At 71.4% G+C, this 14,944-nt stretch carries 13 protein-coding genes; 3 read left to right on the top strand and 10 right to left on the bottom strand.

What is annotated here, in order from left to right:
* Nucleotides 1–90: 90 nt before the first annotated feature.
* Nucleotides 91–1,599, top strand: coding sequence for a serine protease (locus MKK60_RS11235; protein WP_243985742.1), 1,509 nt, complete (start codon nucleotides 91–93; stop codon nucleotides 1,597–1,599).
* 151 nt (nucleotides 1,600–1,750) lie between these two features.
* Here the strand turns inward: MKK60_RS11235 and MKK60_RS11230 are convergent, their stop codons facing one another.
* The 4 genes from MKK60_RS11230 to MKK60_RS11215 form a co-directional block, all read right to left on the bottom strand.
* A complete protein-coding gene (locus MKK60_RS11230; RefSeq protein WP_147729453.1) occupies nucleotides 1,751–1,906 on the bottom strand; it encodes a DUF3309 domain-containing protein in 156 nt (51 codons plus the stop codon).
* Between the two features lie 113 nt (nucleotides 1,907–2,019).
* Nucleotides 2,020–3,078, bottom strand: coding sequence for a cysteine synthase A (locus MKK60_RS11225; RefSeq protein WP_147844572.1), 1,059 nt, complete (start codon nucleotides 3,076–3,078; stop codon nucleotides 2,020–2,022).
* A 95-nt stretch (nucleotides 3,079–3,173) separates the two neighbouring features.
* Nucleotides 3,174–5,171 (bottom strand): PAS domain-containing sensor histidine kinase, encoded by a 1,998-nt coding sequence (locus MKK60_RS11220; protein ID WP_243985739.1) that lies wholly within the window; start codon nucleotides 5,169–5,171, stop codon nucleotides 3,174–3,176.
* Nucleotides 5,172–5,175: 4 nt separating this feature from the next.
* Nucleotides 5,176–5,976, bottom strand: a complete 801-nt coding sequence (locus MKK60_RS11215; protein ID WP_243985737.1) for an alpha/beta fold hydrolase — start codon at nucleotides 5,974–5,976, stop codon at nucleotides 5,176–5,178.
* Between the two features lie 266 nt (nucleotides 5,977–6,242).
* Here MKK60_RS11215 and MKK60_RS11210 point away from each other — a divergent pair, with 266 nt between their 5' ends.
* Nucleotides 6,243–7,718, top strand: a complete 1,476-nt coding sequence (locus MKK60_RS11210) for an amino acid permease (protein WP_147727626.1) — start codon at nucleotides 6,243–6,245, stop codon at nucleotides 7,716–7,718.
* 238 nt (nucleotides 7,719–7,956) lie between these two features.
* On the opposite strand, the gene MKK60_RS11205 is transcribed toward MKK60_RS11210, so the two are convergent.
* From MKK60_RS11205 to MKK60_RS11185, 5 genes are all read right to left on the bottom strand, one after another.
* Complete coding sequence (locus tag MKK60_RS11205; protein WP_243938825.1) at nucleotides 7,957–8,940, bottom strand: sulfate/molybdate ABC transporter ATP-binding protein; 984 nt, start codon at nucleotides 8,938–8,940, stop codon at nucleotides 7,957–7,959.
* A 58-nt stretch (nucleotides 8,941–8,998) separates the two neighbouring features.
* Nucleotides 8,999–9,871, bottom strand: a complete 873-nt coding sequence (cysW, locus tag MKK60_RS11200) for a sulfate ABC transporter permease subunit CysW (protein ID WP_243985735.1) — start codon at nucleotides 9,869–9,871, stop codon at nucleotides 8,999–9,001.
* Complete coding sequence (cysT, locus tag MKK60_RS11195; RefSeq protein WP_147727628.1) at nucleotides 9,864–10,718, bottom strand: sulfate ABC transporter permease subunit CysT; 855 nt, start codon at nucleotides 10,716–10,718, stop codon at nucleotides 9,864–9,866. Before cysT ends, cysW begins: the two co-directional genes overlap by 8 nt.
* A 125-nt stretch (nucleotides 10,719–10,843) precedes the next feature.
* Complete coding sequence (locus MKK60_RS11190) at nucleotides 10,844–11,854, bottom strand: sulfate ABC transporter substrate-binding protein (RefSeq protein ID WP_147727632.1); 1,011 nt, start codon at nucleotides 11,852–11,854, stop codon at nucleotides 10,844–10,846.
* Between the two features lie 411 nt (nucleotides 11,855–12,265).
* The gene (locus tag MKK60_RS11185; RefSeq protein ID WP_243985733.1) at nucleotides 12,266–12,469 is read right to left on the bottom strand and encodes a hypothetical protein; all 204 of its coding nucleotides are present in this window, start codon (nucleotides 12,467–12,469) and stop codon (nucleotides 12,266–12,268) included.
* 108 nt (nucleotides 12,470–12,577) lie between these two features.
* On the opposite strand from MKK60_RS11185, the gene MKK60_RS11180 reads away from it, so the two are divergent.
* Complete coding sequence (locus MKK60_RS11180) at nucleotides 12,578–12,787, top strand: hypothetical protein (RefSeq protein WP_147844814.1); 210 nt, start codon at nucleotides 12,578–12,580, stop codon at nucleotides 12,785–12,787.
* A 20-nt stretch (nucleotides 12,788–12,807) separates the two neighbouring features.
* On the opposite strand, the gene MKK60_RS11175 is transcribed toward MKK60_RS11180, so the two are convergent.
* On the bottom strand, nucleotides 12,808–14,091 hold the full coding sequence (locus MKK60_RS11175; RefSeq protein WP_243985731.1) for a hypothetical protein: 1,284 nt from the start codon (nucleotides 14,089–14,091) through the stop codon (nucleotides 12,808–12,810).
* Nucleotides 14,092–14,944: the final 853 nt, after the last annotated feature.

Here is a 14,944-nt window from a genome sequence, read left to right as displayed (position 1 = left end):
GGATTGTCGAGGGCGCGGCCGCCCCGCCCTGGCCTTCGGCCGCCGCCTCTGCCACCGTCCGGCACGCTCACGCTTCCGGGAATCGCCCGCATGCCCGCCCGCGCCACAGGCCGACCGCGCGTCCCCCCGCTCCGCGACCGGGCTCCCGCCCCCGCGCGCGGGCCGGCCTCCGCCTGCGATCCGGCCCGCGGCGTGATCCTCGCCCTCGCCCTGACGCTGGCCGCCGCCGCCTCCGCCGCCGCGCAGGCGCCGAAACCGCAGCCGCCGCGCCCGCCCGCCGCCGCGCCGGACCCGGCCTTCGAGGCGATGCGGGCCGGGTTCGAGGCCCTGCCGGAGGCCGAGCGCAAGGCGCTGCAGGACGCGCTGGTCTGGACCGGCGACTACAACAGCGTCGTCAACGGCGCCTTCGGCCGGCGGACCTTCGAGGCGCTGAGCGCCGCCCGCGCCCGCACCGACGCCGGCGACCCCCTCGATCCGCGCAGCCGCGCCGCGATCCTGGCGGCGGGCGAGGCGGCGCGGAAGGCCGTGCGCTTCACCGTGCAGGCCGATCCCGCCAGCGGCGCGGTGCTCGGCGTGCCCGAGCGGATGCTGCCCAAGCGCAGCGCGGTCCCCGGCGGAACCCGCTGGCAGAGCGCCGACGGGCGCCTGACCCTGGAGAGCCGGTCGTTTCCCGCCGGCGGCACCGACCTCGACGCGCTGTTCACCCGCGCGACCGCGCCGCTCGCCGACCGCAAGGTGACGTACAAGCTCAAGCGGCCGGACTTCATCGTCGTCACCGGCGAGACCGCCTCGGGGCGCTCGTACATGCGCTACGCCGCCGGGCCGGAGGGCATCCGCGGCTTCGCCATCGGCTACGAGGCGGCGCAGGCGGGCGAGATCGACCGCCTCGTCATCGCCATCGCCAACAGCTTCGTGCCGTTTCCCGGGACGCCGGGCGAGGCGCCCCGGATCGCGACCGCGCCGGCCGCCGCGCCACCGGCGTCGGGCGCTCCGCAGAGCTCGGGTGCTCCGCAGGTCGCCTCGGCCCCGAACGTCGTCGGCACCGGCCTCGTCGTGGCGCCGGGGCGGGTGCTGACCGCGTCTTCGGTGCTGGAGGCGTGCCCGGCCCCGCGGATCGGGAGCGCCCCGGCCAGGGTGTTGCGCAGCGAGCGCGGCCTGGCGCTGCTGGAGGCCGCCGGGCTGCCGGCGCCGCGCCTGCCGGGCATCGTCGGAGCGTCGGCGTCCGAGGATCGCGTCGTGGTCGCGGCGCAGGAGGCGCGCGAAGGAGCGAGCGGGGATGCGGGCGTGTCAGTCGCGCCGGGCGCGATGGTGGGCGCGGCGCGGGTGACGGCGCCGTTGCAGCCCGGGTCGGCCGGCGCGCCGGTGCTCGACCGGGCGGGCGGCCTCGCGGGGCTCGTGGCGTCCTATCCGGCGGCGCCGCGGCTGATCGCGGGCGTGATGCCGCCGGCGAGCTTCCCGGTGATCCCGGGGACGGTCGTGGCCGCCGTCCGGGGCGAGGCCGGCATCGCGACGCGGCCGTCGACCGCCGGTGCCGGCAGCGTCGGCGCCGCCGCCTCTGCGGTCGGCGGCGCCGTGATCGGGATCGTCTGCGCCCGCTAGAGCGGTTTCGAGCGCGGTGGATCCCGGCTCGCGTGAAGAAGATCAGACCTCACGGAAAACAGAGCCCCCTCCGCGATCCGCAGATCGCGAAGGGGGCGTCGGGAGCCGGTCCCCGATCGCGGATCGCGGAACCGGCCCCCCGCGTCCGGCGTCAGAGCCGGCCGGTGACCAGCAGCACGATCAGGACGATGATCAGGATGCCGCCGAGGCCGAAGCCCGGGCCGCGATAGGCGCCGCCGCCGAGGAAGCCGCCACCACCGAAGGCGAGAATGATCAGGATGATGAGCAGAATGGTGACGAGCGACATGGAAGAAAGTCTCCGCGGGAGCGCACGGGTCGTGAGCTTGACCGTTCAAACGCCGCGACAATCCGTTCCGTTCAAATAATTCGCACGCAAACGTGACGGACGGTTTTGCCGGCTCAAGCGTGCCAGTCCGGCAGCGGCGCGCCGGCTTCGTCCAGCCAGTCCGGCGTCGGCAGGCCGCGCTCGCGCAGGAAGGCGGGGTTGAACAGTTTCGAGGCGTAGCGCGCCGCCCCGTCGCAGAGGATCGTCGCGATGGTGTGGCCGGGGCCGAGCACCCGCGCCAGCCGGATCGCGCCGGCGACGTTGATGCCGGACGAGCCGCCGAGCGACAGCCCCTCCTCCCGCATCAGCCCGAACACGATGTCGAGCGCCTCCGCGTCGGGGATGCGGAAGGCGTGGTCGGGCGCGAACCCCTCGAGGTTCCGGGTGATCCGCCCCTGGCCGATGCCCTCGGTGATCGACGAGCCCTCGGCCTTGAGCGTCCCGGCGGTGTAGTGCGCGTGGAGCGCCGAGCCCTCGGGGTCGGCGAGCGCGATCGCGACCTCGGGGTTGCGCGCCCGCAAGGCGAGCGCCGTCCCGGCGAGCGTGCCCCCGGTGCCGGCGGCGCAGACGAAGCCGTCGAGGGTGCCGCCGGTCTGGTCCCAGATCTCGGGGCCGGTGTGCCGCTCGTGCGCGCCGCGGTTGGCGACGTTGTCGAACTGGTCGGCGAAGAACGCGCCGGCGGGCTCGGTGGCCGCGAGCCGCTCGGCGAGGCGGCGCGCCACGTGGACGTAGTTGTTCGGGTTGGCGTACGGCACCGCCGGCACCTCGACGAGGCGGGCGCCGGCGAGCCGCAGGGTCTGCTTCTTCTCCTCCGACTGGGTGACCGGGATGACGATCACCGTGCGGTAGCCGCGCACGGAGGCCACCAGCGCCAGCCCGATCCCGGTGTTGCCCGCCGTGCCCTCGACGATGGTGCCGCCCGGCCGGATCAGCCCGCGCGCCTCGGCGTCCTCGACGATCGCGCGCGCCGCCCGGTCCTTCACCGAGAGGCCGGGATTGAGGAACTCGGCCTTGCCGAGGATGGTGCAGCCGGTCTCCTCCGACGCCCGGCGCAGCCGGATCAGCGGCGTGCCGCCGATCGCCGCCAGCACGTCGGGGCGGGTGCCCCGCTCCGGATCCGTCGCCACGCCCATGCCGGTGCCTCCGCATCGCGCGCCTCCCGGGGCGCCGCCCTCCGCGATAGATCAGAAGGCGGCCCATCGGAAGCCGGGGGGCGGCGCCCCGGCGATCAGGCCGGGCGCGGCGCCTCGATCATCGCGCGGACGCGCTCGGCCATGGCGTCGACGGAGAACGGCTTGGTCACCACCGCCATGCCGGGGGCCATGTGGCCTTCGCCGAGCGCGGCGTTCTCGGCGTAGCCGGTGATGAACAGCACCTTCAAGTCGGGCCGGCGGGCGCGGCCGGCATCGGCCATCTGGCGCCCGTTCATCCCGCCCGGCAGGCCGACATCGGTCACCAGCAGGTCGATGCGCACGTCCGATTGCAGCAGCTTGAGGCCGGCGGCGCTGTCGCTCGCCTCGATCGCGGTGTAGCCGAGGTCCTCCAGGATGTCGGCGAGCAGCATCCGCACCGTCGGCTCGTCGTCGACCACCAGCACCGTCTCGCCCTGCCCGGAGCGCGGCCGCGCCGGGCCGGCCGCCACCTTGCCCTCGGCCTCGGCGTCGCCGTGGTGGCGGGGCAGGAAGAGGCTCACGCGGGTGCCGGCCCCGACCTCCGAGCGGACCCGCACCTCCCCGCCCGACTGCTTGGCGAAGCCGTAGATCATCGAGAGCCCGAGGCCGGTGCCCGCCCCCATCGGCTTCGTCGTGAAGAACGGCTCGAACACCCGGGCGACCACCTCCGGCGGCATGCCGGTGCCGGTGTCGGCCACGCACAGCGCGAGGTATTGCCCCTCCGGCATGTCGTGCTGGCGGGCGGCGCGCGCGTCGAACCGCGCGTTGGTGGTCTCGACCGTGATGCGGCCGCCGTCCGGCATCGCGTCGCGGGCGTTGATGCACAGGTTCAGCAGCGCGTTCTCGAGCTGGGACGCGTCCACCAGGGCGGTCCACAGCCGCGCGCCGGCGACGACCTCGACCGGGATGCCCGGGCCGACGGTGCGCTGGATCAGCTCGTGCATCCCCGCCACGAGGCGGTTCACGTCGGTGGGCCGGGGATCGAGGGTCTGCCGGCGCGAGAAGGCCAGCAGTCGGTGCGTCAGGGCCGCGGCGCGGCGCGCGGCGCCCTGGGCGGCGGCCATGTAGCGCGCGACGTCCTCGACCCGGCCCTGCCGCATCCGGGTCTGCATCATCTCCAGCGAGCCGGCGATGCCCGCGAGCAGGTTGTTGAAGTCGTGCGCGAGGCCGCCGGTGAGCTGGCCCACCGCCTCCATCTTCTGCGACTGGCGCAGGGCGTCGGCCTGCTCCCGCTCGAGCGTGGTGTCGCGCCCCGAGGCGTAGACGCGGCCGTCCTCGAACGCGGCGGTCCAGGCGAACGACCGGTACGAGCCGTCCTTGTGGCGGAAGCGGTACTCGTACGGAACCGTGAGCGGCCGCTCCAGGATGGCGGCGAAGGCCGCCAGGGTCGCGGCGAGGTCGTCCGGGTGGGTGTAGGCGGCAAACGACCGGCCGATCAGCTCGTCGTCGCGCCAGCCCAGCAGCTCGGCCCAGGTCGGGTTGACGCTCTCCAGGGTGCCGTCCGGCAGCGCCACGATCAGCAATTCCTGCGACAGCCGCCAGGCCCGGTCGCGCTGGGCCGTCCGCTCGGCGACCCGCGTCTCCAGGGTGAGGTTGAGCTCCCGCAGCGCGGCGGTGGCCTCGTCGGCGGCGCGCCGCGCCGCGAGCAGGTCGCGCTCGTAGCGCCGGCGGTCGGAGGCGTTGAACACGGTGATCCGGATGAAGCGGGTCTCGCCCGCCTCGTCCCGGCGGACCACCGCGTTGACCAGCACCGGCAGCGTCCGGCCGTCCGCGCGCACGAGGTCGAGGGCGACCTCGTTGAAGAAGCCCTGCATCCGCAGCAGCGGCGCGAAATGGGTCTCGTAGTAGATCTTGCCGGCGATGGTCAGCAGGTCGAGGAAGCGGCGCCCGACGAGGTGGCCGGCCGGGTATCCGGTCCAGGTCGCCAGCGTCCGGTTGACCTTCGACAGGCGCCCGCTCGGCAGGGCCGAGGCGTAGCCGCAGGGCGCGTTCTCGAACAGGTCGGCGAGGTCGTCGGCCTCCTGCACCCCGGAGGTGGGCGTCGCCTCGTCCACGTCATCACCCTCGGAGAAACGCCTCGATCGCCGCGACCGTCGCCTCGGGCGCGCTGAGGTTCGGGCAATGCCCGGTCGCGTCGAGCAGGACGAGCGCGCTGCCCGGCAGGTTGCGGTGGACGTACTCGCCGACCTCCCGGGGGGCGATCACGTCCTCCGCGCACTGGATCACCAGGCAGCGGGCGGCGACGTTCTCGAGGTCGGCGCGGTTGTCGGACAGGAAGGTGGTCCGGGCGAAGCGCTTGGCGATGTCCGGATCGGTGCGGCAGAAGCTGTTGGTCAATTCCGCGCCGAGCTCGGGGTGGTCGGCGTTGCCCATGATCGTCGGGGCCATCGCCTGGGACCAGCCCATGTGGTTGCTGTCGAGGAAGTTGAGCAGTTCCTCCACCTGCGCCGCGGTGAAGCCGCCGACGTAGCCGTCCTCCGCGTCGTCGACGTAGCGCGGCGAGGGGCAGACCAGGACGAGGGTGTCGAACAGCTCGGGCGCCGCCTTCGCGGCGAGGATGCCGACCATGGCGCTGACCGAGTGGCCGACGAAGACGCCGCGCCGCACGCCGAGGGCGCGGGCGAGCGCGACCACGTCGTCGGCGTAGCCGTCGAGCGTGGCGTACCGCGCCGGGTCGTAGGCCGACAGGTCCGAGCCGCCGGCGCCGACATGGTCGAACAGCACCGTCCGGTAGCGATCCTCGAAGGCGGGCGCCACGAAGCGCCACATGTTCTGATCGCAGCCGAAGCCGTGGGCGAAGACCATCGCGGTCTCGCCGGCCCCGGCGATCTTCGTGTTGTGCCGTTGTACGACCGACAAACCCGCGTTCCCCCGCCGAAAACCGGTCTAGCACGCATCGCCGTGCCGTGCGCGGGGCCCGGATACCGGTCAAACCCGGCCGGCGGGCTCACGAACTCGACAGCCCGGCCGAGGCGCCGCCGGGACGGCACGCTCCTTGCCGTGCGGGGGCGGGCCGAACGTCACCGGGGGCCGAGCGAAACCGGGGGATCAGTCGCGTCGCCGGCTGGCATCCCCGAGAGCCGCCCGACATGGTGCCGGATGCCGCCGCGCGGATCGGAGCGACCATGGCTGACACGGATCAACCCTCCGGCCTGACGGGGCGCAAGACCGTCGAAGACATCCTCGCCGGGGGCGAGAGCGACGGGCATCAGCTCTCGAAATCGCTCGGCCTGTTCTCGATCATCGCGATGGGCATCGGCGCGGTGATCGGCGCGGGCATCTTCGTGCTCACCGGCACGGCGGCCGCGCAATATGCCGGGCCGGGGATCATGCTGTCCTTCGTCGCCGGCGGCATCGCCTGCGCCTTCGTCGGCCTGTGCTACGCCGAGATGGCCGCGCTCATCCCCGTGGCGGGATCGAGCTACACCTACACCTACGCGACGCTGGGCGAGTTCTTCGCCTGGATCATCGGCTGGGACCTGATCCTCGAATACGCCATGGGCGCGGCCACCGTGGCGGTGGGCTGGTCCGGCTACGTCGTCAGCCTGCTCAAGGATGTCGGGCTCGTCATCCCGCCCCGCTTCACCGCCGCGCCCGGCACCGCGGTGAAGCTCGCCGACGGGTCGGACGCCACCGCGCTGATGAACCTGCCGGCGGTGCTGATCGTCGGGCTGCTCACGCTGATGCTGGTGCGCGGCACCAAGGAATCGGCCCGGCTCAACAACGTCATGGTGGCGGTGAAGCTCACCGTGGTGCTGGCCTTCATCGTGCTCGGCTACGGCTACATCAAGCAGGCCAACTGGACCCCGTTCATTCCCGACAACGACGGCAGCTTCGGCCATTTCGGGTGGAGCGGCGTGCTGCGCGGCGCGGGCGTGGTGTTCTTCGCCTTCATCGGCTTCGACGCGGTCTCCACCGCCGCGCAGGAGGCGAAATCGCCCCAGCGCGACATGCCGATCGGCATCCTCGGCTCGCTCGCGATCTGCACGGTGCTCTACGTGCTGGTCGCCGCGGTGCTCACCGGCGTGGTGCCCTACAAGGACCTCAACGTCCCCGACCCGATCGCCAAGGGCGTCGACGTGATCGGCATCGCCTGGTTCTCGGCGCTGATCAAGCTCGGGGCGCTCACCGGGCTCACCACCGTGATCCTGGTGCTGCTCTACGGCCAGAGCCGGATCTTCTACACCATGGCCAACGACGGGCTTCTGCCGCGCCTGTTCGCCCACGTGCACCCGACCTACCAGACGCCCTATCGCAGCCAGATCCTGATCGGCGCGGCGGTGGCGATCGTGGCGGCGCTGGTGCCGATCGGGATCCTCGGCGAGATGGTCAGCATCGGCACGCTCGCCGCCTTCATCCTGGTCTGCGGCTCGGTGATCTACCTGCGCCGCTCGGACAAGGAGATGTACCGGCCGTTCCGCGTGCCGGGCGTGCCGACGGTGCCGATCCTCGGCATCCTGTCCTGCCTGTTCCTGATGGCGGGCCTGCCCCTCGACACCTGGCTGCGGCTCGTCGTGTGGATGGCGATCGGCTTCGCGATCTACTTCTTCTACAGCCGCAAGCACTCGGTGCTCCGCCGCCGGGACGGGACCACGGCGTGAGGGGTGGCCGTGCCGCTCCGATCGCGCGATGTCGGACGCCTCGGGGCAAGCGGTTCGCTGAAATCGCATCGATCTGCCGACCGATCGCCGCCGTGCACGGATGATCGGAGGCGCAAGCGCGGGCAACGAGGCGCGAATTCGATCGCTTGTTCGCGACAGGGGCCAGGCGCCGCTTCCGACGAGCCATCCGGTACCGTCAGGCAGAGATGCGTGAGCCCGACGCCCTCGTGGAGGAAGCTTACCCGAACACGTACCCCCCGTTGATCCGCAGGCCGACCTCGCGGCCGGCGGCGTAGCGCTCGCCGTCGGAATCCTCGACGATCAGCAGGCCGCCGTCGGGGCGGCCGACCTCGATGCGCTGGCGGCCCTGGCTGCGGTAGGACGAGCGGACGGTGCCGGTGAGGTGGGCGGTGGCGGGCTCCACCAGCTGGAGCTGCCAGGGCCGCACGAACAGCTTCACCGGGCCGATGAGGCCGGCGGGCGCGGCGACCGGGGTCGGCTTGCCGTCGACGCGGACCCGGCCGCCCTCGGCGATCGCCTCGACCTCGATGGCGTCGCCGAGGAAGCGCAGCACGGTGGCCGAGGCCGGGTTCTCCTGGACCTCGTCCGGGGTGCCGACCTGCTCGAGCCGCCCCTTGTCGAGCACGGCGACGCGGTCGGAGAGCTCCAGCGCCTCGTCCTGGTCGTGGGTGACGAAGATCGTGGTCTGGCCGGTGCGGTCGTGGATCTCGCGCAGCCAGCGGCGCAAGTCCTTGCGGACCTGCGCGTCGAGCGCCCCGAACGGCTCGTCGAGGAGCAGGACGCGCGGCTCGACGGCGAGCGCGCGAGCGAGCGCGATGCGCTGGCGCTGGCCGCCCGAGAGCTGCGAGGGATAGCGGTCGGCGAAGCCCGACAGCCGGATCAGGTCGAGCAGCTCGCCGACGCGGCGCTTGATCTCCGGCGCCGGCGGCCGCTCCGCGCGCTTTCGCGCGTTCAGCCCGTAGGCGATGTTGTCGGCCACGCTCATGTGCTTGAACAGCGCGTAGTGCTGGAACACGAACCCGACCGCGCGCTGCTGCACCGGCAGGAAGGTGGCGTCGTCGCCGCCGAACAGGATGCGGCCGCGGTCCGGCGTGTCGAGCCCGGCGATGATGCGCAGCAGCGTCGTCTTGCCCGAGCCCGAGGGGCCGAGCAGGCCGAGCAGCTCGCCCGCGCGCACGTCGAGGTTGAAGTCGTGCAGCACGGCGGCCGTGTCGAAGGTCTTCGACAGGCCCTCGACGCGGATCGCGGTCGAGTTCGCGTTAATGCCGTGCCCGCGACCCGAGCTCCGCCCCGTAGCGCCATTCGAGGAGGGATTTGAGGGCGAGGGTGACAAGGGCGAGTCCGGCAAGGAGCGAAGCGACGGCGAAGGCGGCGACGAAATTGTACTCATTGTAGAGGATCTCCACGTGGAGCGGGATGGTGTTGGTCAGGCCGCGGATATGCCCGGACACCACCGAGACCGCGCCGAACTCGCCCATGGCGCGGGCGTTGCAGAGAAGCACGCTGTAGAGCAGGCCCCAGCGGATGTTGGGGAGCGTCACCGTGCGGAAGGTGTGGAGGCCGGTGGCGCCGAGCGTCAGCGCCGCCTCCTCCTCGGCGTTGCCCTGCTCCTGCATCAGCGGGATCAGCTCGCGGGCGACGAACGGGAAGGTGACGAACACCGTCGCCAGCACGATGCCGGGCAGCGCGAACAGGATCTGGATGCCGTGGTCCTGCAGCCAGCCGCCGAACAGGCCGCGGCTCCCGAACAGCAGCACGTAGATCAGCCCCGAGACCACCGGCGAGACCGAGAACGGCAGGTCGATCAGCGTGATCAGCAGGCTCTTGCCGGGAAACTCGAACTTGGCGATGGCCCAGGCGGCCGCGACCCCGAAGACGAGGTTGAACGGCACGGCGATCGCCGCCACCGTCAGCGTCAGGCGGATCGCGGTCCAGGCGTCGGGCTCGGAGAAGGCCTCGAGATAGGCGCCCACGCCGCGGGAGAGCGCCTGGGCGAACACCGTGAACAGCGGCAGCACCAGGAACAGCGCCAGGAACACCACCGCGGTGCCGATCAGCAGCCCGCGCAGGAGGCGGCCCTCGCTGGCGGCCTCCTCCTGCGCCGGCGCGGCCGTCAGGCTCAGATCAGACATAACCGAACCTCCGGCGGCTCCAGGCCTGGATCAGGTTGATCGCCAGCAGGGTCAGGAACGAGATCCCGAGCATGATTGTGGCGATGGCGGCCGCGCCCCCGTAATCGAACTCCGAGAGCTTGATGACGATCAGCAGCGGCGCGATCTCGGAGACGTAGGGCAGGTTGCCGGCGATGAAGATGATCGAGCCGTACTCGCCGACGCCGCGGGCGAAGGCCAGCGCGAAGCCGGTGAGCACCGCCGGGATCAGCGGCGGCAGCACCACCTTGATCAGCGTCGTCCACCGGGTGGCGCCCAGCGTCGCGGAGGCCTCCTCGACCTCCTTGTCGATCTCGGCGATCAGCGGCTGCACGGTGCGCACGGCGAACGGCAGGCCGATGAACACCATGGCGATGAAGATGCCGACCGGCGTGTAGGCCGCCTGGATGCCGAGCCGCGCCAGCTGCGCGCCGACGAGGCCGTTCGGGGCATAGAGCGAGGCCAGCGCGATGCCCGCCACCGCGGTCGGCAGGGCGAAGGGCAGGTCGACCACGGCGTCGACGAGCTTGCGGCCCGGGAAGCGGTAGCGGGTCAGCACCCAGGCGACGAGGAAGCCGAACACCGAGGCGGTGAGCGCGGCGAGCAGCGACACGCCGAAGCTGATCCTAAGGGCGCTGGCCACGCGCGGGTCGGTGGCGACGTACCAGATTCCCGAGAGGCCGAGGCCCGAGGCCTTGGCGACGAGGGCGGCCAGCGGCAGCAGCACCACCAGCCCGAGGCAGGTCAGCGTGTAGCCGAAGGTGAGCCCGAAGCCGGGGATCACGCTGGCTTGTCGGAAGCGCCGCTTCGGGCGGGGTGGGGCGACCATGGGAAGTCTCTCGAGAAACGTTCGGATCGGTCGACGCGGCCGGCCCGATCGCGGGTCCCTTCTCCCGGCGACCTCGGGCCTGCCCGGGATCGGCTGCGCGGATGGGGAGAGGGGGTCGGTCGGCGCTACCGCCCCTGGCGGCTCAGCTGGTCGAACAGGCCGCCGGTGTCGAAGTTCCGCTTCTGGATCTCGTCCCAGTTGCCCTGGAGATCCTCGATCTTGAACAGCTTGATGTCCGGCAGCTGCTTGAGGTCGGCCTCGGCCGCCGCGGCGGGCTTGAAGGGGCGGTAATGGTGCTTGGCGAAGATCGCCTGCGCCTTGTCGGTGTAGAGGAAGGCCAGGTAGGCCTCGGCCTGCTTGCGGGTGCCCTTGCGGTCGACGTTGGCGTCGACCAGCGCCACCGGCGGCTCGGCGTAGATCGAGGTCGGCGGCACGACGATGTCGAACTTGTCGGCGCCGAACTCCTGGAGCACGAGGTAGGCCTCGTTCTCCCAGGTCGGCAGCACGTCGCCCAGGCCCCGCTGGGCGAAGGTGACGGTGGAGCCGCGGGCGCCGGTGTCGAGCACCGGCACGTTCTTGTAGACGGTGCCGACGAAGGCGTCGGCCTTGGCCGCGTCCTTGTCCTGGTTGTAGGCGTAGCCCCAGGCGGCGAGGAAGTTCCAGCGCCCGCCGGCCGAGGTCTTGGGGTTCGGGGTGATGACCTTGATGTCGGGCTTGGCGAGGTCGCCCCAGTCCTTGACGCCCTTCGGGTTGCCCTTGCGCACGAGGAACACCACCGTCGAGGTGTAGGGCAGGCCGGCATTCGGCTGCTTGCCGCGCCAATCCTCGGGGATGCGCTTGGTGAGCTTGGCGATCGCGTCGATGTCGGAGGGGATGCCGAGCGTCACCACGTCGGCGTCGACCCCGTCGATCACCGTGCGGGCCTGCGAGCCCGAGCCGCCATGCGAGGCGCGCACCGTCACGGTCTCGCCGGTCCTGGCCTTCCAGTCCTCGGCGAAGGCCGCGTTGATGTCGCGGTAGAGCTCGCGCGTCGGATCGTACGAGACGTTGAGCAGGGCCGTCTCGGCGTGCGCGCCGACCACCGTGAGCAGGCCGCCGGCCAGGCACAGCCCCGCCAAGGCCGCCCGCCGCCCGATCCGCCCCGTCCGCCGTGTTCCGTGCCGCTCGCTCACGCCGATCCTCCGGTCATCACCGCGGGATGCGCGCCGGCCTCGGCCCGTATCCCTTACGAAGAGACCGGGTTTTCGTTCTTTTTACAGAACGTTGTCAACTGGTCGAGCGGCGTTGCACGACCGGAACACGGCGCTTCGATGCGCCATCGCTTGCCGAGCCCGCTGGTATTTCACACGCGAAAAACCGGATCTTCTCCGAACCGTCCCATCCGAAGAAGATATTTGCGGTGACCAGCCCGTTTCTTAGAACGAACGTTTTAGCGTCTCGGGCCGAACGGTGCCGCGCCTGCGAGGCGATGACGGACAGGCGACGGCGCAGCCGCGATCCCGTCCAGGCATGCATGGACGCGGAGGAACCGCGGGGCCGCGGACGCCCTAGCTGTCGAGGTATCCCGCCTCGGCCAGCGCTTCGGCCACGGCCTCGAACCAGGGATCGCCGGGGGCGGGGCCGTCGGCCTGCGGGGCGAAGGCGTCGTCGGCCGCCGGGCGGGCCGCGGGCGCGTCGGCGCGCAGGCGGCCGCCGAGGCCGAAGAAGCCGGACGCCGCCGTCAGGGCCCCGCCGATCGCTGTCATCGTCATGCCGCACCCCGTTCGCGAACCGATCGTTAACGATGGTGTGGGGAAAGCGTTGCACACGCAAGGCGTGCACGTTCGAACGCGCCGTCGGCGCTTGCGTGCGGCTCCGCGGTGACGTGGCCGGCCTGCATCGCCGGCGGGACTTTTCGCGCTTCGCCGGCGGCCCCGCGGACAGCGCCCGGGCGCCCGGGCTATGGACGGCGGCGCGCCGGACCGGCCGCCCCAACCGACAAGATGTCCATGACCGTCATCGCCCTCGTGCTCGTCGCCAACCTGCTGCTCGCCGGGCTGTTCTCCCTCGTCGCCATCGCGGTCGACTGAGGAGGGCCCGGCGCCGGGCGTCAGCGGCCGAGCGGGCGATCGAGGGGGCCGTTCAAGGGGCCGTTCAAGGGGCCGTCGAGCGGATGGAGCCGGTCGGCCGCGACCGGGCCCGCGCCCCGCAGGCGGACGGGGCGCGACAGCCGGCGGGCGAGCGCCCGGAGGTCCGGCGCCGCGGCACCGCCCGGCGCGTAGAGCGCGCGGTCGAGGCCCGCGAGGCCTGCGGCGGTATCGGGGTCGGCGCGCCAGGCCCGGGCGAGGTCGGGCTCGGCCGAGAGCGTCGCGGCGCGGAAGGCGGCGGCGTCGTTCGCGGCCGCCGCGCGGCGCAGGGCCGCCCGGGCGCCGCGCGGCAGCCGCAGGCGCCCGGCGCCCGTCCCGAACCCGATCAGCGCCAGCCCGAGGCCGAAGGCGGCGAGCCCGGCGGCGGCCGCGACCCACGGCGCGGTGGCGAGCGGGGGGGCGAGGTCGCCTTCCCGGTCGGGCAGGCCGCCGCCGATCTGGCGGGCGGGGATCTCGGCCTCGCGCATCGTGCGCGACACCGTGTCGAACCACGGGATGACGATCGCGTCGAGGGGGATGATCTCGGGCACGCCGGCCTTCACGTCCCACTGGTAGGTGGCGCGCGCCACCGGGCCGGCGGGGGTGATCAGGGTCTCGCGGGTGACCGGGCCGGCGAAGGTGAGGATGCCGCGGGTGCGCATCACCGGGCGCGGCGGCAGCCCCTCGGCGACCATGCCCTGCGCCTCCACCGTCACGATGCGCCGGGTGGTGTCGCCGAGCTTCACCGTCTCCGGGTCGGGCGACCAGGAATCGGTGATCGTCACGTCCTTGGCCGGCAGCCACCACGGCTCCTTGGCGTCCGGGCCGCCGCCCTCCTTGGTCCAGGTCGCGACCGGCAGCGCGACCGGGCCGGAGCGCACGTCGATCACCCGGCGCTGGCCGTCGTCGTTGATCGTCAGGCGGTGGTCGAACGGCTCGATCGTGAAGTCGCCGGCATGGTGCGGGAACACCGCGATCACCCGGTCGAAGGCGATGGCGCTCTGGCCGTCCTTCAGCTTGGTCCTGCTCCAGCGGTCGCGGCCGAGCTGGCTCCAGCTGAAGTTGGCCAGCGTCGGCTGGATCACCTCCTCGAGCAGGATCTGCTGCTTGTAGACCCCGTGGATGCGCAGCAGCACCATCTCGCGCACGAACGGCGCGGCGTTGCCGTTCAATTCGGGCGTGACCGTGAGGGTGAGGTCGCCCGGCTCGACCTCGGCGCGGGCGGGCTGGGCAAGGAGGAGGGCGGCGAACAGGACGGTCCATCGCATGCGACCCGCCCTTTCCTCCCCCCTTTGCGGGCCACGGTGTTCATGCCTCGCATCGGAGCCGTATCGATCGCGCTTGGATCCGCGCCACCCCGTCATCCCGGGGCTGCGCAGCAGAGCCCGGGATCCAGAACCGCAGGGCGTTGGTCGTCATGCGCCGTCGGCGGCTCTGGATCCCGGGCAGGAGCGAAACACCTTGGCCGTGAGCCGAGTGAATCACCCTCTGACCTCGCCGTCGAGAGCATTACTCGGACGGGCTCCTAGATGTTTGGTCCCGCCGTATGGCGTTACATCTGACGCCACATAGAGGGACCAAGCATCTAGCGGTGGTGAATGAGCAAAAGCTACCAACCTAAATTATGTTCTTCGCCAACAATTCTATACGAAAAACCGTCGTTTTATCCACAGAAGGACGAAGCGCTTATCAGTGACAGATGAATGGACCAAAATTAGAGCTTGAAGCAAGCAACTTATTATTGTGGTCCAAGCTGCACAAACTTCATGAAGCATCTCGGAAAACGACCTCATATCTTAGTAAAACTAGCAGAAGTATCTTAACTATTATTCTAATTTCAGACGAGTTTTCTGGAACCTGTTTATATTTACTAGACGAATCGCTCGTATCCTTTCCCACTGCAGCGATGATGATCACCGCGAGCGATCAATAGCAGGTCTTTGGATACGGGGCTTTTCAGTGACTCAGACCGGTGTTTATGTCGGCGATGATCCTTCGGTTTTAGCATCCTACACGAACTGGGCTGGCAACACCCCCAGCAACGTCCTCCACTTCCTGAACAATGACAGCTGGGCCGGCTTTGACAGTTCCGTCCCGTGGGCTGCTGGCCTGTGGAAGGGG

This window comes from Methylobacterium sp. J-092 (genome assembly GCF_022829325.1).
Taxonomy (GTDB): domain Bacteria; phylum Pseudomonadota; class Alphaproteobacteria; order Rhizobiales; family Beijerinckiaceae; genus Methylobacterium.
The sequence above is the reverse complement of the archived record's forward strand: the minus strand, read 5'-3'. Positions and strand labels throughout refer to the sequence as shown.